The sequence below is a fragment of the Streptomyces sp. NPDC057939 genome (assembly GCF_042887545.1).
Lineage (GTDB): Bacteria > Actinomycetota > Actinomycetes > Streptomycetales > Streptomycetaceae > Streptomyces.
In genome coordinates, this window is the sequence record NZ_JBHVPG010000003.1 from 232,317 (window position 1) to 255,110 (window position 22,794).

The 22,794-nt window shown below is 71.1% G+C and carries 20 protein-coding genes; 14 read left to right on the forward strand and 6 right to left on the reverse strand.

What is annotated here, in order from left to right; all coding sequences use genetic code 11:
• Positions 1–332 precede the first annotated feature (332 nt).
• The 6 genes from ACFVS6_RS05375 to ACFVS6_RS05400 all read left to right on the forward strand — a co-directional run bounded on the left by ACFVS6_RS05375 (position 333) and on the right by ACFVS6_RS05400 (position 5,711).
• Entirely contained in the window at positions 333–743 is a 411-nt protein-coding gene (locus ACFVS6_RS05375) for a VOC family protein (RefSeq protein WP_389700827.1), read from the forward strand.
• Positions 744–932: 189 nt separating this feature from the next.
• Positions 933–1,511 (forward strand): helix-turn-helix transcriptional regulator, encoded by a 579-nt coding sequence (locus ACFVS6_RS05380; protein ID WP_389700829.1) that lies wholly within the window; start codon positions 933–935, stop codon positions 1,509–1,511.
• Complete coding sequence (locus tag ACFVS6_RS05385; RefSeq protein ID WP_389700831.1) at positions 1,511–2,176, forward strand: glyoxalase; 666 nt, start codon at positions 1,511–1,513, stop codon at positions 2,174–2,176. Before ACFVS6_RS05380 ends, ACFVS6_RS05385 begins: the two co-directional genes overlap by 1 nt.
• A 75-nt stretch (positions 2,177–2,251) precedes the next feature.
• Positions 2,252–2,665, forward strand: a complete 414-nt coding sequence (locus ACFVS6_RS05390; protein ID WP_389700833.1) for a VOC family protein — start codon at positions 2,252–2,254, stop codon at positions 2,663–2,665.
• Positions 2,666–2,744: 79 nt separating this feature from the next.
• Complete coding sequence (locus tag ACFVS6_RS05395) at positions 2,745–3,179, forward strand: YdeI/OmpD-associated family protein (RefSeq protein ID WP_389700835.1); 435 nt, start codon at positions 2,745–2,747, stop codon at positions 3,177–3,179.
• 414 nt (positions 3,180–3,593) lie between these two features.
• The gene (locus tag ACFVS6_RS05400; RefSeq protein ID WP_389700836.1) at positions 3,594–5,711 is read left to right on the forward strand and encodes a HelD family protein; all 2,118 of its coding nucleotides are present in this window, start codon (positions 3,594–3,596) and stop codon (positions 5,709–5,711) included.
• A gap of 76 nt (positions 5,712–5,787) precedes the next feature.
• Here ACFVS6_RS05400 and ACFVS6_RS05405 read toward each other — a convergent pair whose 3' ends face one another.
• Together ACFVS6_RS05405 and ACFVS6_RS05410 are read right to left on the reverse strand one after the other, a co-directional pair.
• Positions 5,788–7,917 (reverse strand): hypothetical protein, encoded by a 2,130-nt coding sequence (locus ACFVS6_RS05405; RefSeq protein WP_389700838.1) that lies wholly within the window; start codon positions 7,915–7,917, stop codon positions 5,788–5,790.
• Positions 7,918–7,967: 50 nt separating this feature from the next.
• The gene (locus tag ACFVS6_RS05410) at positions 7,968–8,663 is read right to left on the reverse strand and encodes an ABC transporter ATP-binding protein (protein ID WP_389700840.1); all 696 of its coding nucleotides are present in this window, start codon (positions 8,661–8,663) and stop codon (positions 7,968–7,970) included.
• Between the two features lie 501 nt (positions 8,664–9,164).
• Here ACFVS6_RS05410 and ACFVS6_RS05415 point away from each other — a divergent pair.
• The 3 genes from ACFVS6_RS05415 to ACFVS6_RS05425 all read left to right on the forward strand — a co-directional run bounded on the left by ACFVS6_RS05415 (position 9,165) and on the right by ACFVS6_RS05425 (position 12,439).
• The gene (locus tag ACFVS6_RS05415) at positions 9,165–10,223 is read left to right on the forward strand and encodes a protein kinase family protein (protein WP_389701132.1); all 1,059 of its coding nucleotides are present in this window, start codon (positions 9,165–9,167) and stop codon (positions 10,221–10,223) included.
• A 176-nt stretch (positions 10,224–10,399) separates the two neighbouring features.
• Complete coding sequence (locus tag ACFVS6_RS05420; protein ID WP_389700842.1) at positions 10,400–10,840, forward strand: GNAT family N-acetyltransferase; 441 nt, start codon at positions 10,400–10,402, stop codon at positions 10,838–10,840.
• A 135-nt stretch (positions 10,841–10,975) separates the two neighbouring features.
• Entirely contained in the window at positions 10,976–12,439 is a 1,464-nt protein-coding gene (locus tag ACFVS6_RS05425; protein WP_389700844.1) for a membrane-associated oxidoreductase, read from the forward strand.
• 153 nt (positions 12,440–12,592) lie between these two features.
• On the opposite strand, the gene ACFVS6_RS05430 is transcribed toward ACFVS6_RS05425, so the two are convergent.
• Complete coding sequence (locus tag ACFVS6_RS05430; RefSeq protein WP_389700845.1) at positions 12,593–12,820, reverse strand: hypothetical protein; 228 nt, start codon at positions 12,818–12,820, stop codon at positions 12,593–12,595.
• Positions 12,821–13,330: 510 nt separating this feature from the next.
• On the opposite strand from ACFVS6_RS05430, the gene ACFVS6_RS05435 reads away from it, so the two are divergent.
• On the forward strand, positions 13,331–13,819 hold the full coding sequence (locus ACFVS6_RS05435) for a hypothetical protein (RefSeq protein WP_389700846.1): 489 nt from the start codon (positions 13,331–13,333) through the stop codon (positions 13,817–13,819).
• Between the two features lie 24 nt (positions 13,820–13,843).
• Positions 13,844–14,380, forward strand: coding sequence for a hypothetical protein (locus tag ACFVS6_RS05440; RefSeq protein ID WP_389700848.1), 537 nt, complete (start codon positions 13,844–13,846; stop codon positions 14,378–14,380).
• 379 nt (positions 14,381–14,759) lie between these two features.
• Here ACFVS6_RS05440 and ACFVS6_RS05445 read toward each other — a convergent pair whose 3' ends face one another.
• Positions 14,760–16,889, reverse strand: a complete 2,130-nt coding sequence (locus ACFVS6_RS05445; protein ID WP_389700849.1) for an MMPL family transporter — start codon at positions 16,887–16,889, stop codon at positions 14,760–14,762.
• 149 nt (positions 16,890–17,038) lie between these two features.
• Here ACFVS6_RS05445 and ACFVS6_RS05450 point away from each other — a divergent pair, with 149 nt between their 5' ends.
• Together ACFVS6_RS05450 and ACFVS6_RS05455 are read left to right on the forward strand one after the other, a co-directional pair.
• Entirely contained in the window at positions 17,039–17,641 is a 603-nt protein-coding gene (locus ACFVS6_RS05450; protein ID WP_389700850.1) for a TetR family transcriptional regulator, read from the forward strand.
• Positions 17,642–17,891: 250 nt separating this feature from the next.
• Entirely contained in the window at positions 17,892–19,070 is a 1,179-nt protein-coding gene (locus ACFVS6_RS05455) for a barstar family protein (RefSeq protein ID WP_389700851.1), read from the forward strand.
• Positions 19,071–19,197: 127 nt separating this feature from the next.
• On the opposite strand, the gene ACFVS6_RS05460 is transcribed toward ACFVS6_RS05455, so the two are convergent.
• Both ACFVS6_RS05460 and ACFVS6_RS05465 read right to left on the reverse strand, forming a co-directional pair.
• Positions 19,198–20,490: a bifunctional adenosylcobinamide kinase/adenosylcobinamide-phosphate guanylyltransferase gene (locus ACFVS6_RS05460; RefSeq protein ID WP_389700852.1), complete on the reverse strand. Its 1,293-nt coding sequence runs from the start codon at positions 20,488–20,490 to the stop codon at positions 19,198–19,200.
• A 486-nt stretch (positions 20,491–20,976) separates the two neighbouring features.
• Entirely contained in the window at positions 20,977–21,993 is a 1,017-nt protein-coding gene (locus ACFVS6_RS05465) for an NADP-dependent oxidoreductase (RefSeq protein WP_389700853.1), read from the reverse strand.
• Between the two features lie 160 nt (positions 21,994–22,153).
• Between ACFVS6_RS05465 and ACFVS6_RS05470 the strand changes: the two genes are divergently transcribed.
• Positions 22,154–22,723, forward strand: a complete 570-nt coding sequence (locus ACFVS6_RS05470; RefSeq protein ID WP_389700854.1) for a TetR/AcrR family transcriptional regulator — start codon at positions 22,154–22,156, stop codon at positions 22,721–22,723.
• Positions 22,724–22,794: the final 71 nt, after the last annotated feature.

Here is a 22,794-nt window from a genome sequence, read left to right on the forward strand (position 1 = left end):
CGGCCTCGCCAACAGTGCCGGTCTGATCCAGCCCTTCACCAGCAGCTACTCGACCCCGGCCAACGCGAACTGGGACTGGAACGCCATCCAGCTCCATTGACCCTCTCGCCGGACGCGGAGCAACCACCCCCGTCCCCCTCACCCACCGTCTCCCGCCCCGGCGCCCCTCGGCAGCCGGGGCGGGACGGGTCGTGCTCACGATGAGGGGCGTGCCGGCAGTTCCCTGCCGGGCGACTGACGGAGCATCCGCTCCACCACGAATTTCTGAGCGTGTACGAATCGATCAGGAATCGAGAAGCGCGGTGCGCGGCGCCACCTCTAGCCTGCTCATCATGGACATCACCATTCACACGACCTCCCTTCCGCACGACGACCCGGACGCGTCGCTCGCCTTCTACCGCGACGTCCTCGGCTTCGAGGTCCGCAGCGATGTCGGACAGGGCAGGATGCGCTGGATCACGGTCGGCCCGGCCGGTCAGCCGGGCACGTCGATCCTTCTGACGCCGCCCGCCGCCGATCCCGGCATCACCGAGGACGAGCGCCGGACGATCACCGAGATGATGGCCAAGGGCACCTACGGCTGGATCCTGCTGGCCACCCCGGACCTCAACGCCACGTTCGAGAAGGTGCAGGCCGGGGACACTGAGGTCGTCCAGGAGCCGACCGAGCAGCCGTACGGCGTCCGCGACTGCGCGTTCCGCGACCCCGCGGGAAACCTGATCCGCATCCAGGAATTGCGCTGAGCACAACCGCTGAGCACAACCGCTGAGCACTACGGGTATCGATGCGGCCGTGCGGGTCGGCATCGCGACCACACACGATCACCCACCACCGAGCGTCCAGGGCACCCGCCAAGTCGGGTACCCCGGAAGCTCGAAGGCGTTGGTGGGGTCGACGGAAGTGACGGACGAGCGACGAAGGGGAGGGTTCTCATGTGCAAGCCCGAATTGCGGCGTGCCCGCGTCCAGGCGCAGCGCCTGGCCGATCTCGCGCGGCTGCGCCGTGTCCGCGACCGGATCGACAGGGAATACGCGCAGCCGCTGAACGTGGAGGCGCTCGCCCGTGATGCGAACATGTCCGCCGGGCACCTGAGTCGACAGTTCCGGGCCGCCTACGGCGAGTCCCCGTACTCGTACCTGATGACGCGCCGCATCGAGCGGGCGACGGCGTTGCTGCGGCGGGGCGACCTCAGCGTCACCGAGATCTGCTTCGCGGTCGGCTGCGCGTCACTGGGAACGTTCACCACCCGCTTCACGGAGCTGGTCGGCATGCCGCCCGGGGCGTTCCGACGTCAGGCGGCGGACATGGCGGACGCGGCGGATTCAGCGGTTGGGGCGGCCGCCACGGCGGCTACGTCGGCCACTGCGGACGAGCATGCCGATGCCGCGGCGATCGCCGGCGGGGCGGGGCCGGCGATCAGGGTGCAGGGGATGCCGGCGTGCGTGGCGAAGCAGGTCTCAAGACCGGTCAGGAATCGAGAAGCCCCGGCCGCCACCGAGCCCCTAGCGTGATGGTCATGGCAACCACCGCTTCCACCGCAGCCCACACGTCCCTCGCGTCCATCACCCTTGAGGTGGCCGACCCCGAGGCCGCCCTGCGCTTCTACACCGCCTTCGGCGTGGACACGCACATCCGCCTGCGGGCCTCCGAGGCGCACTCCACGGGATTCCGCGGCTTCACCCTGGGCCTCACGGTGTCCGGGCCGGCCACCGTCGACGGCTTCTTCGGCGCCGCCGTGGACGCCGGCGCCACGGTCCTGAAGCCCGCGACGAAGTCGCTGTGGGGTTACGGCGGCGTCGTCCGGGCCCCGGACGGGACCATCTGGAAGATCGCGACCTCGGCGAAGAAGGACACCGGCCCCGACACCCGCGAGGTCGACGAGATCGTCCTGCTGCTCGGCGTCGAGTCCGTGAAGGCCACCAAGCAGTTCTACGTCGAGCGGGGTCTGACCGTGGCCAAGAGCTTCGGCGGCAAGTACGTGGAGTTCGCCGCCGGTGAGTCCGGCCCCGTCAAGCTGGCGCTGTACAAGCGCCGCGCTCTCGCCAAGGACCTCGGCGTCCCCACCGACGGCACCGGATCGCACCGCATCGTCCTCGGGAGCACCGCCGGCGTCTTCACCGACCCGGACGGGTTCGCCTGGGAGGCCGCCGCGTCGCACGCCCCCACCCCGTCCTGACCACCGGCCCCATCCATCGGTCCACCCCTCCCGCTCTCCATCCGTTCGTCGCATCCACAGTGCAAGGAGTACGACATGAAGGCGCACGTCAGTTCCATCCTCCTCGGTGTCCGGGACATGGACCGGGCCAAGCGGTTCTACACAGAGGGACTCGGCTGGAAGATCCGGAACGACTACGGCATCTCGGTGTTCTTCGACTCGGACGGCGCCTCGCCGGTCGGCTTCTACGGTCGCGAGGGCCTGGCCGACCTGGTGGGCACGGACCCGGAGGGCAGCGGCTTCAGCGGGCTGGTTCTGACGTACGTCGTCCGCAGTGAGGCACGGGTCGACGAGGTCATGGCGGAGGCCCGCGAGGCCGGTGCGACGATCCTCAAGCCCGCCGGCGCTCTGCCGTGGGGCGGCTACGGCGGCACCTTCGCCGACCCGGACGGCTACGTCTGGAGCCTCGGCCACAGCGCCCAGGGAACCGACCAGCCCTACGCCGAGTAGCCACGGACTCCAGTACTCCAGTACTCCAGTACTTCAGTACTTCAGTACTCCAGCACTCCAGGGCGACAGGAGAAAGATCATGAAGTTTCGGTCCCACGTCGAGCCACCCGAGCCCATGCGGGGCCTGGACGTTCCGCCCGAGGTGGTGGAAGCGCTCGGCGGGGGCGCGCGGCCGCCCGTGACCATCACGGTCAACGGGCATTCCTGGAGGAGCCGCGTCGCCATCCTGCGGGGCCGCCACCTGCTCGGCCTCAGCAACGCCAACCGGCAGGCCGCGGGTGTCGCGATCGGCGAGGAGGTCGAGGTCGAGCTGGAACTCGACACCGAGCCGCGCGTAGTCGTCGAACCCCCTGACCTCGCCCGCGCCCTGGACGAAGACCCGGTCGCCCGCGCCGCGTACGACAACCTTGCCCCCGGCCGCAAACACGAGCACGTGCGCGCCATCGAAAGCGCGAAGAAGCCCGAAACGCGCCGGCGGCGAATCGAGAAGGCCATCGCCACCCTTCGGGACTGAAACCCGAGAAACGAAACTCCCCGACTCCGGCGGCTGGGTCAGGGGAAGTTTCCTTCGATCAATAACCCCTTGCCATAGGCGGTTGAATCCGATCCTGAACGTCGGTAAAACATTCCATCGGCCGTCATCCAATTCGATCGGAGTGACGCCGGCTACCGGTCCAAGAGAGGCCCAGGTTCGTGCAAGGACCGGCCTGCCGACGGGCGGGCGTCGGGGCGCCGCCGGGGCGGTATCCGCATTCGGAACGACGGTTCAACCTTTATGCATTCAGTCACAGGGCCATGACTGGCCAAGTAAGTCAAGACTTACCTTCAGGGAACTCCGGCCGTATGGTGTGGCTCGAATCGAAGGAGCCCCCTGTTGCCCAAAAAGAATGAAGTGGTTGTGCGTGCGGTTGCATCCGAGCGGGATTATGTGTCCTCCCTGTACGAGTTGCTCGACGAGCGGATTTCCGAGGCGCGAGCAAACCGGGCGACCGTGCTGAAGGCCCTGCCGGAAAGCGCCGGTGAGGCGTACGAGAGAGGGGCCGCCGCCGAGCGTCTGGCCAAGGAGATCGACCGGCTGGAGGGCGCCGAAAGGGGGCTGGTCTTCGGGCGCATCGACCGGACCGATGGCACGGCCCTGCGAATCGGACGGATCGGACTGCACACGGACGACGATGACCTGCCCCTGCTCGTGGACTGGCGCGCGAACGCGGCGCGTCCGTTCTACGAGGCGACCCCCGTCCACCCGATGGAATTGCGGCGGCGCCGGCACCTGCGGCTCCAGGAGCGCACGGTCGTCTCGCTGAGCGACGAACTCCTGGACGGCACCGCCCCGACCGACGAGGACGTCGTGGGGGACGGCCCGCTGACCGAAGCCCTCTCGGCACGGCGTACGGGCAGGATGCACGCGGCCGTCGCGACGCTACAGGCCGAGCAGGACGAGATCGTCCGCTCCGCCCACCGAGGAGTGACCGTGGTGCAGGGCGGACCCGGCACCGGCAAGACGGTGGTCGCCCTGCACCGGGCGGCCTACGTCCTGTACGCGTTCCCGCGCGCCGCGGAGGAGGGTGTCCTGGTGGTGGGCCCGAACGCCCGGTTCCTCGACTACATCTCCCAGGTCCTTCCCTCTCTCGGCGAGAACGACGTCGATCTGACGACCTGCCGGGAACTGGCCGGCGTGTCCACGGAGACTGCGGACCCGTTCGAAACGGCGCGTCTCAAGGGCGGTGCCGAACTCGCCGACGCCTTGGCCGGCCTGCTGCGCGTCCACCAGGCCCCGACCGGTGACTTCACCGTGCGGGTCGGACGGGAACCGGTTCACCTGTCCGGCGAGCAGGTCGCCGCGGCACGCGACGCCGCCGTGGCAGCCGTACCCGGGCACAACCCCGCCCGCCGGGTGTTCAAAGAGCTCCTGGTCGACGCCGTAACCGACGCGATGCAACGGGACATGGGCGACCTCCTGGAGCAGATCGACGCCGATACCGAAAGGGCGACGGGCATCAACCTCGACCGGTTCACGGGCGCCGCCCAGCGCCGCATCGAAGGTGCGGCCGACTCGGGTCCGGCACACGAACTGGACGTGGACGCCATCCGAGCCGACCTCCTCGACGACCACGACCACGACCACGACGACAGCGACGACCACGACGATGGCGACGACAGCAACGACCACACCGACGGCAACCACTCCTCCTCCGCCGCCGCCGGCGTCGACCGGGCCGTCGAGGCGTTGTGGCCGCGGCTGGTACCCGGTGACCTCGTGAAGGCGCTCCTGACGAACGCCGACGCGCTCGCCGAGCACCTGCCCCGCCTGACCGCAGAAGAGCGGTCCCTCCTGCTGCGCGGTTCGGACGCCCCGTGGACGGATGCCGACGTGCCGTTGCTGGACGAGGCTGCGAGCCTGGTCGACGGCCCTCCCGAGCGGACGTACGGGCACGTCGTCGTCGACGAGGCGCAGGAACTGACCGCCATGCAGTGGCGGATGATCGTCCGCCGCTGCCCGGCACGGGCGATGACGCTGGTGGGTGACTTCGCCCAGGCGGGCCCGGTCACGACGGCACGCGACTGGAAGGAGGCCCTGAGCCCCCACGTCGGGCCGCGGTTCAACCTGCACGACCTGACCGTGAGTTACCGCACCACGCAGGAGATCCTGGAGAGCGCACGGGACCTGCTCACGCGGATCGCCCCGGACCAGCAGCCCACCCGTTCACTGCGCCACGGTGAGAGCCCCCGCAGCGTGACCACCTCTCCGGACGGGTTGGTCACCGCCGTCGTTCAGGAACTCCGCGCCCAGCGCGCCGCGCACCCGGGCGAGCTTCTGGGGGTGCTCTGCGCGGACACCAGGGTGAGCGAGCTGACGGCCCGGGGCATCTCCGACCACGCACGCATCGTGCCGGCGTCCGAAGCGCGCGGCCTGGAATTCGACGGGGTGGTCGTCCTGAACCCCGAGGAGATCGTCGCGGCCCGTCCGGGCGGGGAAAGGGACTTGTACGTGGCCCTGACCCGGGCCACCAAGCGCCTGTGCACGATCACCGTCCGGCCCACCTGACGCCCCGGCGTCACGAGCGTCCGGCGCGAGGTCCGCGTCCCACGGGCCGGCGGCGGACCACCGTGCTCCCGGACGGTCAGTCGGCTCGTGGCGTCCAGGACGAGGCGTGGGCGGAGGCGGTGCGTCCGCACGACCAGGCCACGACCACACCGCACACGGCGACCACCGCCACCCCCGAACCGAGCAGGGCGGCGGACATCCAACCCCCCTTGCCCAGGTTGATCATCAGGGATCCCAGCAGGGCTGCCACACCCGACCCGACCACCCCGACGGCTCCCAGGGGCAGGGCGAGGTTGAACAGGGCGATCCGCCGGTAGAAGCCCTGTCCCGTCTGATGGACGGCCAGCGGGCCGAGGGCCTGGGACTGTTCGATGAACACCCCCGCGGCGCCGAGGGCGCCCGCGGCGGCCAGCGCGGCGATGCCGAGGAGCGCGAAGTCCAGCAGCCACCGGATCTGGGCCGCCTGGGCTGCCGATCCCAGATACCAGTCCTGCCCCGGCTGCGCCGTCATCGGCCCGATCAGATGCCGGTGGCCGGCCTGCTCGATCGCCTCCGTACCGGACGCTCCGTCACGGTTGACCACCAGGAACCCGAAAAGCGTCGCCTCCCCTTCGACGGGGGCGGCACACGCGCACACCGTGACCGGCGGCCCGGGCAGCATCTCCCTCGTGGCGAACACCTCCCGTCCCAGCGCGGACAGTCCGGCGAACACACTCTCCGGGCTCACGGGCTCGACGGGACACCGCGTGACGGTTCCGAACGCGGCCAGGGCTTCGCAGGTACCGGTGACCCGCAGTCCCTCCCCACCGGGCTCGGGGGAGTAGCGCAGTACCCGCTCGGCGCCGACGGCCGCGACGAACCCTTCGGCGGTGGCGGGGACGTTGCGGGACCTGACCTGAATCAGCGTGTCGTCCCCGGCCTGGTAGCGGGACCGGGCCGCCTCGGCGGGAACGGTGAACTGAGTGGTGATCACCTGCCCGATGACCACGATCCCGAGGCCGACGACGAGAGCGGCACTGAGCCGGGCCAAGGCCTGCGGCCGGGCCGCGAGCCATCGGCCGGCGACGATCATGGCCGCGTCCCCGCGTCGGCCACCGCCACGGGCCAGCCGGGCACCGATGACGCGGGCCACGCGAGCGGTCGCGTACGGAAGCACGCTCAGGGCGGCCATCGCCCCGACCACGAAGCCGATCTTCCCCACCGTCCCCCGGTACTCCGACCCCCAGGCGGCCACGACGACGGCGCCGACGAAGACCACGCCCGGCCACCGGCCCCCGGTGGCCGGGCCCGAGAGGGCGGGCGCCGACCCGGCACGCCGACGGCGGACGAGGCAGCCGGCCACACTCAGCGCGAGCAGGACCAGGAACGTGCCCAGCGCGCACACGGGAAGCCACCGGAGCGCCGCCCGAAGGTCGTCGGCCCACACGCGGTAGCCGGTGAACGGCAGCGTCAGGGAGGTCACCGAAACGGTCGCCGCCACGGCGCACGCGGCCAGGATCCCGTAGCCGAGCGGCCGGGCCGCTTCCGCCGCCACCACCACGGCCCTGCCCCGGACCGGGACGCCGAGCGCATCGAGGAGGAGCAGCCGCCGCTCACGTACCTCCGAGCGGCTGCGGGCCGCCACGAGCACGAGTGCCATCACGGGCAGGCCCGCGACCAGTGCCACGATCAGGTCGAGCTCGGCGATCCCCCGGTCGAACTGGTGGGAGGCGACGAAGAACGAGTCGTGTTGGCGGGCGCCGAACGCGCCGATGAAGGAGGTGGGTTCGTCGACCTCGTCGAAGAAGCCGCCCAGCGCCGGGTTGACGTACGCCACCAGCTCGACGGCGTCCGCGAGACCCGCGGGCGAGATCCTGCCCGCTAGCTGCCCGTACCGGTCGGGGGCCGCCTCGGCGAGGGCGGGGGAGAGGTACGCCTCCCCGGGGCGCGGCCAACGCGGGAGCCCGGGCGGAGGCGCGATGCCGGCGGCCAGGGGCCTGACGTGGACCACGGACACGGCACGCTCACCCACCTCGTCGGGCCGCTCCCACCAGCGGGCCTGGGCCGCGGCGGATGCCACCGGGACCGGGTTGCGCGCGGTCATGCGCGCATCGCGCCGCTCGTGGACGGTATGGGCGGCCACCACGGCCCACACCGTCGTCAGCGCGAGCAGAGCCGCCATGGTGAGCGCCGCCCGATGCGTCGATCCGCCGCGGGTACGGGCCATGCGGAACCCCAGGGCCCACAGCAGACGCGTACCGGAACCGGTCCTCGACCTCACCGAACACCTTCCAACTTCCCGCCGACCAAGGTCAGCACCACGTCCGCGCGCTCGGCCACCGACGGGGCGTGGGTGACCACCACCAGCGCGCACGGCCGCTCCGCCGGCAGGGCGAAGAGGAGCTCGGCCACCGCATCAGCGGCCTTGCCGTCCAAGGATCCGGTCGGTTCGTCGGCCAGGACGAGGGTCGGAGAGCCGATGAGCGCTCTGGCCACGGCCACCCGCTGCCGCTCACCTCCGGACAGGGTGCCGGTGGGCGAACCATGAAGACCGGCGAGGCCCAGCTCGCCGAACAGCGACTCGGCACGCGCGTACACCTCCCCGGGCGGGGTGGAGGACATGAGAGCGGGGAGGGCCACGTTCTCCAACGCGGTGAGTTCGGGCAGCAGCTCACCGAACTGGTAGACCATCCCGACATGGGCCAGCCGCAGGGCGGCCCGCCCGGAGGCCGAGGCCGCGGTGACGTCGTGACCCGCTATGACGACCTTCCCGTCGGTGGGCAGGGTGATACCCGCGAGGCAGTTCAACAGGGTGGACTTGCCGCACCCGCTGGGCCCGGTGACGGCCACGCTCGTACCGGGAGCAACGTCGAGGGAGAGCCCGTCGAGCAGCGTCCGACCCGCTACCCGGTAGCGCAGTCCCCGGGCGGACAGGGCCGGGGTGGTGGAGGTGTCGGAAGTGGATGAGGGCACAACTACTCCTTGCACGCACGTACTGCCTGCACACAGGGACGTGACCCCGTGATGGCGGCCCTGTAGAGCCGTTCGGACGGCAAGCCGCCGCCACCGCCGCCACCGCCACCGCCAACGGTTCACGGATCTTCTGAGCCCGGTGGCGGCGGATGAGTGGTCACGGTGAAAGGAACCCGTGCCCTGGTACTTGGCGGGTACGTGGCGGGCGTGCGGGCGTGCAGCTACGACTGCGACGAACCTCGCATGACAGTTCGACCCGCACAAGCGAAGATCCGATATCCGCCATGGGCCGGCCTTCGGAGGGACTCTTTGGCCGGATGTGCGTGCGTCCATGCCGGCAGTACGGGCGCGGGCCTTGTCCTCGCGGGCGAGGGTGAGCACGGCCCCGAACGTTGCTCCCGGAAGGGCCGCTCGTGAGAACGGATTCGACCTTGGCGGATGGGGTCGATCGTGTTCGTATGGGGCACTGACGCCCTGGTTCTGGGCACCGAGGAGCTGTTGATGCGCCACCCCGACCCCGCGTACGCCGCGCGGCTTGCCGCCTACGGGAGCATGGCCACCCGCCTGTCCCTGCTGAGCGACAGGCGGCTCGGCGAGGTCGTGTCGTCCGCCTCGGCGGGCGGGGACGGCATCGGCGGCAGGTCCGCGGAGTTGGACATCGACGGGACGCGGGTCTTCGTCAAGAGGGTTCCGCTGACGGACGTCGAGACCCGGCCGGAGAACATGCGGTCAACGGCGAACCTCTTCGGTCTGCCGATGTTCTACCAGTACGGAGTGGGCTCGGCCGGCTTCGGTGCCTGGCGGGAGCTGGCCGTACACACCATGACAACCAACTGGGTCCTGGGCGAGGAGTACGCGGGCTTTCCGCTGATGTACCACTGGCGTGTCCTGCCCGACTCCCCTCCCGAGAACTTCATGAATGAGTTCGGGGGCATCGACGGAGCGGTCGCGCACTGGGACGGCTCACCGGCCGTACGCGAGCGACTGGAGGCCATCGGCCGGTCCTCCCACAGCCTGGTGCTCTTCCTGGAGCACGTGCCGCAGACGCTCGGCGTGTGGCTGCACGAGCGTCGGGAGACCGCGGTGACCGGCAGCGGCTCCCCGTACTCGTGGGTGGAAGACGGCTTGGCGCAGGGCACGGCGTTCATGAGCTCTCGCGGCCTCGTGCACTTCGATGCCCACTTCCGCAACCTCCTGACCGATGGCCGACTGATCTACTTCGCGGACTTCGGGCTGGCCCTGAGCGCTGGTTTCGAGCTCTCGACGGCCGAGAGGCAGTTCCTCTCGGACCATCTCGCCTACGACCGTCACTACACCGCGAGCCATCTGATCCACCACCACCTCGTCGACCGCCTCCGGGGTGGAACGGATACGGACGCCTTCCTGCGGGAGTGGATCGACGGGCGAAGGCCCGATGGCGTTGCGCCCGAGATCGCGGCAGTCATCGAACGTCATGCCCGGGGCGCCGTTGTCCTGCAAGGGTTCCACCACCGGCTGCTGTCGGGGAGCAAGCGGACACCGTTTCCGGTCGCCGAACTCAACCGTGCCGCTGGAGCATGAGGGAATGCCCGGGCACGCTCCTTCTTGAGGTGCCCATTCTTCGGTGCGAGGCGGGGCGAGGAGAGGCAGGGCGCGCCGCGCCGCGTCCGGACGAACGAAGCCCGGTGCCTATTCCGTAAGCCTGGAGCAGACATATCCGTTCGACACCCTGAACCCGATGGCGTTGGCCGGTCGGCATGCCGGCACTGCGTACCGACCGCCTCCTGCTCCGACCGTGGCGGGAGGCCGACCTCGAACCATGGGCCGCGATGAACGCCGATCCCGAAGTCCGGGAACACCTGGGCGTATGGCGGTTGGCGCGTTCGGCGTGGGGCCGTGGTTACGCCACCGAGGCTGCTCTGGCCTGCCTGACCTTCGGTTTCGAGGAGCTCGGGCTGACGGAGATCGTTACGTCCACGACGGTCAACAACCTCCGGTCCCAGGCAGTGATGCGCCGGATCGGCATGACCCGGAACCCGGCGGACGACTTCGCGGATCCGAGCGTGCCCGAGGGGCCGCTCCGCCCGTGCGTGCTGTACCGGATGCTCCGCAAGGACGCTCACGCGCAACGCCACGCAGCAGGACCCGTACCGAGGACGGCGCGGCGAGGTCCTCGATGCTGCTCGGGAAGTTGTTGAAGATCCTCACGGACTCGCAGTTGGTAAATTGGGGGACCGGCTCGGCTACTGGCCGGGCGGGGCGGGGGATTGGAACGGAATGACGTTCTCTGGGCGGCACGTGACAGCTCGCGCGCGAAGCGTCGGAATGCCGACGTGAGCGAGATCGACGATCTGACGTCGGCAGAAGCACGAATATGGCGGGCCTACCCGCGAGGCGGGCCCGTGGACTTTCGCGCCGCCGAGGACGAGGATCCGGCGCTCGGCAACGACTGGGGCGCCGAGCGGACCGTACGGGCGAAAGTGCTGCGGGCACTGCTCGTCAAGGCCCCGCAGGAGGAGGGAGAGATCGCCGCGCTCAGGATCACGGGGGCGCGGATCACCGGCGTACTGGACCTGAAGCACGCCACGATCGATGCCGCCATCCGGCTGAGCCACTGCCGATTCGATGGCGCTCCCGACCTGTACGGCGCCCAACTGCGCGAGCTCGACCTGGGCGAGTCGGTTCTGCCGGGGCTGGCCGCGGAGACCTTGCGGGTCGACGGGGTGCTGCGGATGACAGGTTGCCGTATGCGGGGGCCGGTGCGGCTCGGCGGGGCGCAGATCTCCGGGGCGTTGTTCATGGAGACGGCGGAGTTCACGGCGCCGGACGACTCCGAGCCGGTGCTGCAGCTCAACCAGGCCGTGATCGGTGCCGACCTGTGGGCACCGGAGATGCGTGCGCACGGGCAGGTACGACTCACGGGCGCTTCCATCGCCGGGCGGATCAACGTTCAGGACGCAGAATTCCATCGGCCCGACGGCACCGCCCTGGACGCACAGAACCTCACCGTGGGAGCCCATGTCCGTGCACGGCGCGTACGCACGCAGGGCGGGATCGAGCTCCGGGGCTCGCGCATATCGGGCCGTCTCGACCTGCTCGACGCCCAGCTGTCGCATCCGGGCGACACGGCGCTACGGGCCAGCAGTTGTGTCATCGGCGAACTCTGGCTGGGTGGCGATCGGATCGAGGGTGCCCTGAACCTGCGGCGTTCCCGGATGGAGATCATGAACGTCGAACCGAAGGTGCTGCCGGAGCGGGTGCAGATCAGCAACCTCACCTACACCGTACTCACCCCGCACGAGCCCGCGGCGAAGCGGCTTCCGATGCTGGAGAAGGACGGCGACCGCTACGAGCCCTACAGCTACGAGCAACTGACGGCCGCCTACCGTCACGTCGGTGACGACGACGCGGCCCGACTCGTCCAACTTGCCAAGCAGCGACGCCGGCGCACCACGCTGACCTGGTACGGACGGCTGTGGGGCCACGTCCAGGACGGCATCGTCGGCTACGGCTTCCGCCCGTCGAGAGCGGCCGTCTGGTTGCTGTCGCTCATGGCCATCGGATCGATCGCGTACGGCCTGGATCACCCCAGGCCCGCCAAGGCGGGCGAGGGACCCGCCTTCAACGCGGTCTTCTACACCCTCGATCTGCTCCTGCCCATCATCAGCTTCGGCCAGGAGTCGGCTTTCGCGCCTGTCGGCTGGCACCAATGGTTGTCGTACGTCCTGATCATCACCGGCTGGATCCTGGCGACGACGATCGTCGCGGGCGTGACCCGTACGGTGAGCCGCCAATGATCCGTTCCCTCGTCGAGCAGGCGAGGAGTCGGTCAGGGGGCCGCGGGCCGCGGCAACTTGCCCGTGGCGCGGCGAGTACCGGCCGTGCCGGAGCGGACGGTGGTATCGCGCTTCGCGGCCTCCGCGCATCGCCCGGAGCCTCCTGCGCGGTCGTCAGTCCAGGCGTCCCTCGTGGAAGCCGGGCCAGGGTTTGACCGCCAGGAGGCGCCCGCCGAGGGGGACCGCGCTGTCGGCTTGCCACAGGGTGCCGTGGACCCGACCCGGTCCGGACACCGGTTCTCGGGCGAAGGCCCGCCCGTACCGCGGACGCGGTAGGTGGGGCAGGTGGGCGGCGGCGCCCCGGTTCGGGAGCCGCCACGCGGTGCCGGCTCGTTCCATCATGCTGCTGCCGACCGGATCCTCCGGCCCCGGCGCAGGAGTCCGGGGCGCGGCACAGCCGGGTGCCACCTCGAACGCCGGGGGGACGTCCGTCCGCGGTCGGCAGGGTGGTGTTCACTCCTTCAGCGGGACTGGATCCGTGACCGTGTCGGAATGACCGTGGCATGAGTCTTCGCCTGCTGGTTCCCACCGTGTGCGCCGTGCTCCTGGGAGCGGCCACGACCACGCCGGCCGACGCGGTGTCCGCGACCCCGCCGACCGTGCTGAAACCGCCGGCCCGGCTCACCGATCCGGATCCGGCGGAGGCCTGCGCCCGCTACGGGGAGCGCGAGCATCCGGAACGGGACTGGACCTGCGTGGGCGGGACGTTCACCCTCCTCACCGCGCGCTCCGACGGATCTCTGGGGCCCGCGGAGGTCCGTACGGTCGCGGACCCGCGCGCGGTGTCGACCGGTGGGGACGGCGCCCCGGTCGGCTGCCACCCGACCCTCGGAACGACCCGTGGATCGACCTGTGGATGGACCTTCGGAACGACCCGCGGAAAGGGCGGAAAGGGTCGACGACCACCACGCGAACAGCACCGAGACGGTGGTCGCCCTCCTGGACCGGAGGAAGTACACGATCTCCTTCAACTTCAAGATCGGCCTGCACCACCACTCGGGCAGGGTGGACATGCGGTGGTCGTCGGCGTACCCGGTCTCCCTCACCTACAACCTGCGGATCCGCCGCGACGTCGCGCAGTGGCCGGACGACACCGTGTACGGATACGAGGACCAGCTCTACGGAAGCTCCACCCCGGCGAAGTCGTACACCCGCACCGAGGGGCAGAACGGCAACGGACACAACCGCCTGCCCTACGACGGCAAGCGGTACTTCTGGGACGCCTGGAACCTCCACCTGAGGATCGACGGCACCGCCGTGTCCACGGCGGGATCGGTCCAGAGCGACCGGGCCACCTGCTACAAAACAACGACGTGCAAGTTCAAGAAGGGCGACACCTGAGCCCGGGACGGACGAGGCGGAACCATGGACCACGACACGCTGCTCCGGTTGATGCTCGCGGCCGATCCACCGCAGGCGGCCTGCGGGTTCCGCACGGTCTTCGCGGACGGGGAGATCGGCGAGACGGGAACCCTGCGGTACCTGGCGACCGACCGGTGGATCCTGGACGTCGACCACGGCGGGCGGACCGTCAGCACCCCGCGCGGCTCCCGTCACGTCGCACCCGACGGTACGGTGCGCTCCGGCCTCCCCTCCACGCCCTCGTTCACCTCTCCCGTGGCTCTGCTGCTGCCCCGCCATCGGGGCATCGACGGCGGCCACGGCCACGACTGGGCCCCGGATCCGACCGTGCCGGTCACCGAGGCGGCCGAGGGCACGCTGCACATGACGTTCCGGCACACCGAGAACGCCGCATACCGGGCCGAGGCGACCGTCCACCCCACCCTCCACTGCATCCTCGCCCTGCGGAGCCCCGCATGGACCGCGGAACTCCTCGACCTCCGCACCGCCTTGAACCAGCGCGAACTCGACGAGATGGACCAGGCCTTCGACGAGGTCTGAGCGGCTGCGCGCGCCGTGCGGACGGTCAGCGGGCCGGGCCCGCAGCTCGGCGGGTACGTCACGGCCCGTCTCCAGCAACCGGGCCGGCTTCTCGGTCCGGGAGAGCCGTTCCACCTCGCCGGGTGCGGGATCGAGCAGGTCGGACAGGGCCCGGGACAGCACCGCGGCGGCCCGTACGCCCGGTACCGCGCGCAATTCGGAGACGTCCATCCCCGCACCCCGCACCCCGCGCCTTCGGCAGCACCCCGGCCCTGACCAGCGAGGACGTACCGCACCCCGAAGACGGCGGAGAACGTGCCCCACTTTCCGAAACGATCGGGCGGTCAGCGCGCTTGCCCGCCAGGCCGCCAGGCCGCCAGGCCGCCAGGCCGTCAGCCCGTCAGCCCGGCAGCCCGATCCGGCGGTGCAGGCGGCGCAGTGGCATCGGGGCCCACCAGTTGGCCGGTCCGGCCAGCCGCATCAGTACCGGCAGCAGTACGCCCCTGATCAGCGTCGCGTCCACCAGGATCGCCAGGGCCATCCCGACGCCGAGTTGCTTGAGGAAGACCACCTGGCCGGTCGCATAGGTGGCGAAGGAAACGGCCAGGATCGCGGCGGCCGCCGTCACCAAAGGTGCGCTCCGGGCGATGCCCAGAGGGACGGAGGCCAGGGCGTCGCCGGTGCGGTCGTACTCCTCCTTGATCCGGGCGAGCAGGAAGACCTCGTAGTCCATGGACAGGCCGTAGGCGATGCAGAACATGAGGATCGGAACGCTCGGTTCGATCGTGCCGGTCGGGGTGAAGCCGAGCAGGTCGGAGAAGTGGCCCTGCTGGAACACCAGTACCAGGACCCCGAACATCACCGACAGGCTCAGCACGTTGAGCACGGTCGCCTTCAGCGGGGCGATCAGGCTGCCGGTCATCAGGAAGAGCAGTACGAAGGTCACCGACACGATCAGCCCGCCCACCAGCGGGAGCTTGGAGGTCACGCCGTCGCGGTAGTCGGTGAGTTCGGCCGGATATCCTCCCGCCTCGACGGGGAACGGCGCGGGTACCGCGCGCACGTCCCGGACCAGGCCGGTGGCGTCCTCGGCCAGCCGGGCCGAGGTGGGCAGGACGACCAGCCGTTGGCCCAGGTGGTCGGGACCGCCCGGGTGATCGGTGCTCCGGGAGCCGCCCCGGTAGGAACCCGCCGAGGAGTCCACCCGGGCCACCCCGGGGAGCCGGGAGAGCGCGGCGGCGTAGGGGGCGACCGTCTCGGGCGATGCCCCGGAGGCAACCAGTTGGATGGCGTCGGCCTCCTCCACGGGGAAGCCGGCGCGGACCTGGTCGTAGAGCTGGCGGGCCGGTGCGGAGGTGGGCAGTACCCGGTCGTCCGGCAGTCCGAACCGCACGCCCAGGAACGGCGCGCCGAGCAGCAGCAGGACGGCCAACGCGGCTCCGCCGAAGACGAACGGCCGGCGCATCACCCGCCGCGCGACGCGGTACCAGGGACCCTCGGTGACGTCGGGCACCGGCCCGCGCCGCTCCACTCGGCGTCCGAGCAGGCTCAGCGCGGCGGGAAGCAGCACGGTGGCTCCCGTCACGGCGGCCAGCACCACCGCGACCCCCGCGTAGGCGAAGGACCTCAGGAACGGGAACGGGAAGACGAGGAGCACCGACAGCGAGGCAGCCACCGTTCCGCCGCTGAACAGCACCGTCCGGCCCGCACCGCGCACGGTCCGGGCGACCGCATCCGGTACGGCATGGCCGCCGCGCAGCTCCTCGCGGAAGCGGAAGACCACGAACAGGCCGTAGTCGACGCCGAGTCCGATTCCCATCACCAGTGCGATGTTGGCGGCGAAGGTCGACACGTCGGTGAACGCCACCACGCCCCGGAGCATCGCCAGCGAGCCGAATACCGCGAAGAGCCCGATCCCGACCGTCAACAGCGCGGGGGAGATCCGTCGGTACACCCACCAGAGCAGCAGCAGGACCAACGGGAGGACCAGCAGCTCGGCCCGCAGGAAGTCCTGCCTGGCCTGCGTCATGGTCTGCCGGAACACCTCGTCGCTGCCGCCGACCCGCACCGTCAAGGCGTCGGAGGTGCGGGTGAAGGCCGGTGTCAGGACGGGCAGGAGGTCACGTCTGACCTGGTTGGCGTCCCCCGGGGCCCAGGCCAGGATCAGGGCCTGCCGGCCGTCCCGGCTGCGCAGGGTCTCCCGTTCGCCCTCGCTCCAGTACGACCAGGCCGCGCCCACCCCGGGGTGGGCGGCGAGTTCCCGGGTGAGTGCCTCGCCCGCCCCGGTCAGGGCCGGATCGTCGACGCGGCCCTGACGGGCGGTCACCAGCAGTGCCAGGTTGGGGCTGCCGGTCCGGTGGTCCCGGGCCAGCGCTTCGCGTACGCGCATCGACTCGGAGCCCGGTGCCTCGAAGCGGTTGAGCGAGAGCGCGTTGATGGTGCCGGCGCCGATGGCGCCCGCGAGAAGCGCGACGGCGATGCCGAGGGCCACGATCAACCGTGCCCGCTCCGCGATGAACCTGCCGAGCATGGTTCCCCTGTCGGTAGAATTTGCGAATAGTCATTCGTGTTTGACCGCCGTGGCAGATTACGAATGTTCATTCGTGTTTTCAAGGGGCGCCCACAGGGCGAGATGTGAGGGGTGTTCAGTCGATGGTTCACGCTGATGGGACGGCGTCCGTGCCGAAGAGGCGCCAGGCGCGCGGCGAACGGCGGATGGTCGAAATCCTCGACGCCTCGGCGGTCGTCTTCGCCAGGTCCGGCTACGAGAAGGCCACCACGATCGCCATCGCCGCCGAGGCCGGGATCTCGCCGGGTTCGCTCTACCAGTTCTTCGCGAACAAGGCCGCGATCGCCCAGGCCCTCGCCGATCGGTTCGTCACCCAGCTCCGCGCGGCCCACCAGGAGGCGTTCGACACGACTCACCACACCGACACCGCCCTCGACACGGTGGTCGATCGGATGGTCGACCCGATCATCGCGTTCAACGTGGCCAACCCGGGCTTCAAGGCACTGTTCGCCCGCCCCGACATGCCCGCCGGGCTGACGGATGCCGCCCGCCCGATCCAGTCCGCCCTACTGGCCCGGGTGGAAGCGCTGATCGCCGCACGTGCACCCGAACTCCCGCTTCCGGAGCGGGCCTTGACGGCAAGGGTGGCCATCCAGATCTTCCAGTCGATGATCCCGCTCGTGGTCGCGGCGGAAGACGGCCCGGAGCGCGAAGCCGTCGTCCGCGAGCTGAAGCGAGCCCTGCGCCGCTACCTCGCCCCGACGATCGGCTGACCGGTCCCCGCAGCCGAGTGGACGGCGCTGTTACGACAGCCCACGCGACGAGGGCGCCGCCGCCCGGCCGCTGCCCGGCCGCCGCCCCGCCCCGACCTCCGCCCGATCGGACTCCGCCGGGGTGCCGGCGGTCCGCCGGTCCACCCGTCCACCCGTCCGCCGGTCCACCCGTCCACCCGTCCGCCGTTCCGGCCCGGGTGAAGGGATCCGTATCGTGGGCGTGAAGGTTGCTCGTATGTTCGGGGGTTGGGTGCGTATCGCGGATCACGTCAGCTGGGACCGGGCATTCCCGGTGAAGTACCTCGTGGTGCAGGAGGACGAGGACGGCGTGGAGCAGCTCTGGGGGAGGTGCGCGGGAGTCGAGGGCCTGTTCGTCGACCCGGCGCCGTTGCCCCGGGAGGTGCTGACCCTTCGGGGATGCCTCCCCGAAGGCGTCCTGATCGACATCCTGGGCGAGTCCGACGTCTCGTTGCGCGGTCTGGGCGACGTGTGCGTCGAGGTCTGGGACGACGAGCAACCCGTGCAGTGGTGGACCCTCGTCGACGCGGTCGTGGTGGCCCATCAGCCCCACGCCGCCGACCCGGCCCTGTACGACATCGTGCTCGGAGCCGGCGTCAAGGAGGACGAGAACCTCGTCGAACTGCCCGCGGCCTCGCGGATCGAGCTCTTCGCGGGAACGACGGTGTCCGCTGCACGCATGGGGCGGTGCTCCGCCGTCGACGAATTGTTCGAGCCGAGGGACGACCCGGCCCCCGTCCCGATGGAGCTGATCGGCTGCGAGGCGACGGAGCCACTGCTCGTGGGGACGCAGGAACCGCGCCGGTGGCCACAGGAGAGGTTCGAACTCCTGATGCTGGACCGGCACGGTGCCGTGATGGCCTCCCGCGTCGTGCGCCTGGCGATCGACGGCGTACGACCGTCCGTGCTCGGCGACGGGCTGGAGGACATCATCCTCAGGGACGGTGGCGACGACCGGCCGTTGCCGGCGGTTCGCCCGGTCTGGGAGAAGTGGTGTCAGGGCCCACCGGCCGAACCGAACGCGTGGGCTCCGTACGACTCGCGGGGCAGGGCCGAATGGTTGGAACTCACCACGCGCGCCTGGCGGGTGCCCGTGCCCCGACCGGACCGATCCGGGGGTGAGCACCACCTGGACGGTCGGTTCGTCACCGATGTGCCGGGGTTGCACTGTGCGATCGCCGAGGCCCTGCTCGGGCCCGGCCGCTACTTCGGCCGGGAGTGGCACGCCTTCAAGGACTGCCTGGCCGGTGGATTCGGGGTGGTGCCGCCCTTCACCTTGATCTGGCACGACTCCGAGGTGGCGCGCCACGCGCTGGCGGACGTCGTGGAGGACCTGAAGGACGGGCTCCCCTACTTCGAGGAGGTCGTGGAACTCCTCGAAGGGTGCGGTGTCACGGTCGTGCTCCGGTGAAGCAACGGACGCGGCGTCCCCGGTTCGGATCACCCTGAGGGGGGCGCCCGATCCGCGACGGCGAAGGTCGGGCGGGCCCTCCGGCGACTTCGGCGACTCCGGCGGGGCGAGAACCCGGGCCGGGTGCTCAGCCCTTCAGGGGCAGGACCTGGCCGGCGACCACGAGGAGCACCTCCTCGCAGGTACCGGCCACCGCCGCGTTGAGCCAGCCAAGCTCGTCGCGGTAGCGACGCTGCCGGACGGTGCCGGGTTCGACCCCGGAACCCACCTCGCTGCTGACCAGCACGACCCGTCGGCGGGCAGCCCGTACCGCGGCCGCCAACTCGACGGATTGGGCACGCAGCTTCTGCTGCCCGCCGCCCAGCCAGGCCGTGTCGTCCCCGGCGTCGATCCGTTCCATCGCGTCGGCCAGCCACGACGCCAGGCAGTCGACCAGCAGCGGCGGACCGTCCTCGGTGAGCAGCGGGATCAGGTCGCGGGTCTCCACCGTCCGCCAGTGCGCGGGGCGCCGCTCCCGGTGCAGGTGCACCCGGTGCACCCAGTCCGGGTTCCCGTCGCGGCCGCCTCCGGTGGCGGCGTACACCACGTCCGGGTGGGCCTCCAGGCGGCGCTCCGCCTGGAGGGACTTGCCCGAGCGGGTCCCGCCCACCACCAGGGTCCGGCGCGGCACGGTCGGGGCCGGTACCGGCCGGCCGGTGAGCACGGCGGTCCCGTCCGGCACGGCCCGGGCGCCGGCCGCCACGCAGCGGCGGGCCAGTTCGGCGCCGAGCGGGTCGTCGTGGTCCAGGTGCACCGCGATCACGTCGGTACCGGGGCCCACCGCGCCGGAGGCCCGCAGCCGCGCCAGCGCCTCCGGGCGGCCCAGCACGTCGGCGAGGACCACGTCGTACGGGCGGTCCACGTCCTCCCCGTCGCTGTCGCCGTCGCCGTCGCCGTTGCGGTTGCCAGGGAGCGGGGCAGCGGGTCCGGAGGGTCCGGCAGCTTCCGTGGGTTCGGTGGGTTCGGCGGGGGCCGCGCCGGGCGGCAGGTACAGGGCGCGGGTGCCGTCGGGGCCGGTCACCGCGTAGCCGGTACCGGGCACGTCGACGGCGACCGCCCGGACCCGGTGCCCGGAAGCCGCCACCAGCTGCTGCCCGGCGGGCACCCGGCCGGCCTGGGGCAGGCCGGGCAGCTGCGCTCCGGCCGGGCTGTCCTCCGCGGGGCGGGCCGGCAGTACGTGCCGGATCCCGGACGGTGCGTGCCCGGCCCGGGCGGCACCCGCGCCGGCGTCCGGCGTCGCGTCGAGGAGCAGGACCCCGTCCACCAGGACCGCCGTCGCGGCGCGGGCGTGCGCGCCGACGGAGGTGGCGCAGCCCGCGCAGGGGCAGCCGGGCCGGGGCAGACCCTCGGGGGCGGCGGTGCCGAGCAGGGTGAGTTCCACGGGTGGTCCTTCCGGAAGGGGTGGGCCGGGAAGCGGGGAGGTACTCGATCCCGCCGCTGAGTGACCGGCCCTTCCAGGGAACGCGCCCCGCCCCGCTGCCCGCGTCCTCCGAACGGACCGGGGGCGGGGCGAACAGCCCGGGCGCGCGACACGACGGCGTACCGGGCGAGCGGGAACAGCCCGCGATGAGGCGTTGTCGTTCGCGGGGACGCCGGGACGCCGGGACGCCGGGACGCCGGGAGGGCCGGACGCCGGGACGCCCGGAAGCGGGGAGGCCGGGGCACCTGTAGGCCTGTCCGCCTTCGCCGGCACCGCACCGGCGACAGCGGACGGAAACGCGACCTCGCTGACCTGCGCCAACCTCGGCGCTCGCATGAGCAGTATGGCCCGAAGATCACCCGCTCCGCCCCGCCCCGCCCGGCTCCGGAGGCAGGTCACAGCCCCCACCGCCACCCGCCGATACGGTGGACGGTCCCGCGGCCACCATCAGGGCGAAACGGGTCGCTCCTGGGCGACGGTCAGCACGATCTTGCCCTGGATGTGCCCTTGAGACGCGCGTTCGTGCGCCGCTCGGGCATCGGCGAGGGCGAACGTGCTGTCGATCGCCACGCGGACCGTGCCCGCGTCGAGCAGGCGTCCCAGTTGGGCGAGCTGCTCGCCGTTCGAGCGGACCTGGGTGCCCGTGACCGTGACACCGAGCTTCGCGTTCTCCTCCTCGTCGAAGGCGCCGAAGAAGACGGGGAACTGCGAGCCTCCGCGCTTGAGGGTGCGCAGGAAGCGCTTGCTGTGGGGGCCGCCGACGGCGTCGAGCACGAGGTCCACGTCGTGCACGAGCTCCTCGGGGCGGCTCCTGGTGTAGTCGATGAACTCGTCGGCGCCGAGCTCCCGCAGGAACGCCTCGTGCTTGCCCGACGCCACGACGATGACGCGTGCGCCCTTCCACTTCGCCAGCTGTAGCGCGAAGTGCCCCACGCCGCCGGCGGCTCCGTTGATGAGCACCGTCTTGTCGGTGTCGAGCGGTACGGGACGGTGCTGCGCCGCTTGGAAGGGGGAGGGGTGGTCGTGTCCGAGCTCGATCAGGAACTGCCAGGCGGTGAGGCCGGCCATGGGCGCCCCGGCGGCGTGTACGTGATCGATGTTGGCCGGCTTGAGTGCGAGGTCCGCAGCGGGTGCGGCCACGTACTCGGCATAGGTGCTGCCTTCGAAGCCGGGGAAGCGGAGGAGGCCGAAGACCTCATCGCCGACGGCGAAGGCGTCCACGTCCGGAGCGACGGCCTCGACGACTCCAGACAAGTCCGTCCCCGGGATCACGGGCAGGCTGAACTTCGGTCTCAACTCGGGAGGCAGATTGGTCATCCCGTCCCGCAGGTACCAGTCCGGGGGGTTGACGCCGACCGCGTGCACGCGGACGAGCACCTCACCCGGTCCGATCGTGGGGATGGGCACTTCCTCGTGGTGCAGAACCTCAGGGCCGCCGTGCTCGTGGAGCCGGATCGCCCGCATCGTTGTTCGTGCTGCCGTGGGTCCTGTCGTTCGTGCCGCCGCTCGTTCCATCGTTTCATCCTGCTCGTACTGGGCGATAGGGTTAACGGATCAGCGATCCACATAAGTGGACCACTGATCCGAATATATGGACCACTGAACCACTTAGTCAAGAGGGCCGATGCGCGCCGACGCCAGGAAGAACCGCGATCACCTGCTCGCAGTAGCGGGCGCCGCCATCACCGAGCAGGGCGTCGACGTCTCCATGCGCGACATCGCGCGCAGGGCGGACGTCGGACTCGCCACGCTGCTGCGGCACTTCCCGACGCGCGAGGCACTGCTCGACGCCCTGCTCCGCACGAGCTTCGACGAGCTGACCGCCAAGGCGGGCGCCCTGGCGGCCTCCGGCTCGCCCGAGGCCGCTCTCGTCTCATGGGTACGCGACTGCGTTGCGTGGACCACGGAATTCCGGGGCGCGGTCGCGCTCATGGCAGCAGCCATCGAGGACACCGAGTCCGCGCTCCACGCCTCGTGCGTCACGCTGCGCGCCGCCGGCGCGCGGCTCCTCACCCGCGCCCAGGAGGCGGGCGCGGCGCGGACCGACATCGACGGCGCCGACTTGTTCGCGCTGGTGGCGGCGCTCGCCTGGCTGGGCGATCAACCCTCGCTCGCGCCCCGCGCCGATCACCTCTTCGACGTCGTCGCGAGCGCGATCCTGGTCGGAGGGGCGGCACCGAACGGTGGACGGTGAGGGGGCGAGGCGCTGAGGGAGCGAGGCGCTGAGCGGGTGACGGGGTCAGCGGCGGGTGACATCGGGGCCGG

What these genes read in the sequence shown, in the direction of transcription:
- ACFVS6_RS05375 (WP_389700827.1), top strand. Translation starts at nt 333, where the DNA reads ATGGACATCACCATTCACACGACCTCCCTTCCGCACGACGACCCGGAC.
- ACFVS6_RS05380 (WP_389700829.1), top strand. Translation starts at nt 933, where the DNA reads ATGTGCAAGCCCGAATTGCGGCGTGCCCGCGTCCAGGCGCAGCGCCTG.
- ACFVS6_RS05385 (WP_389700831.1), top strand. Translation starts at nt 1,511, where the DNA reads ATGGTCATGGCAACCACCGCTTCCACCGCAGCCCACACGTCCCTCGCG.
- ACFVS6_RS05390 (WP_389700833.1), top strand. Translation starts at nt 2,252, where the DNA reads ATGAAGGCGCACGTCAGTTCCATCCTCCTCGGTGTCCGGGACATGGAC.
- ACFVS6_RS05395 (WP_389700835.1), top strand. Translation starts at nt 2,745, where the DNA reads ATGAAGTTTCGGTCCCACGTCGAGCCACCCGAGCCCATGCGGGGCCTG.
- ACFVS6_RS05405 (WP_389700838.1), bottom strand. Translation starts at nt 7,917, where the DNA reads ATGGCCCGTACCCGCGGCGGATCGACGCATCGGGCGGCGCTCACCATG.
- ACFVS6_RS05415 (WP_389701132.1), top strand. Translation starts at nt 9,165, where the DNA reads ATGCGCCACCCCGACCCCGCGTACGCCGCGCGGCTTGCCGCCTACGGG.
- ACFVS6_RS05420 (WP_389700842.1), top strand. Translation starts at nt 10,400, where the DNA reads ATGCCGGCACTGCGTACCGACCGCCTCCTGCTCCGACCGTGGCGGGAG.
- ACFVS6_RS05430 (WP_389700845.1), bottom strand. Translation starts at nt 12,820, where the DNA reads ATGATGGAACGAGCCGGCACCGCGTGGCGGCTCCCGAACCGGGGCGCC.
- ACFVS6_RS05440 (WP_389700848.1), top strand. Translation starts at nt 13,844, where the DNA reads ATGGACCACGACACGCTGCTCCGGTTGATGCTCGCGGCCGATCCACCG.
- ACFVS6_RS05445 (WP_389700849.1), bottom strand. Translation starts at nt 16,889, where the DNA reads ATGCTCGGCAGGTTCATCGCGGAGCGGGCACGGTTGATCGTGGCCCTC.
- ACFVS6_RS05465 (WP_389700853.1), bottom strand. Translation starts at nt 21,993, where the DNA reads ATGCGGGCGATCCGGCTCCACGAGCACGGCGGCCCTGAGGTTCTGCAC.
- ACFVS6_RS05470 (WP_389700854.1), top strand. Translation starts at nt 22,154, where the DNA reads ATGCGCGCCGACGCCAGGAAGAACCGCGATCACCTGCTCGCAGTAGCG.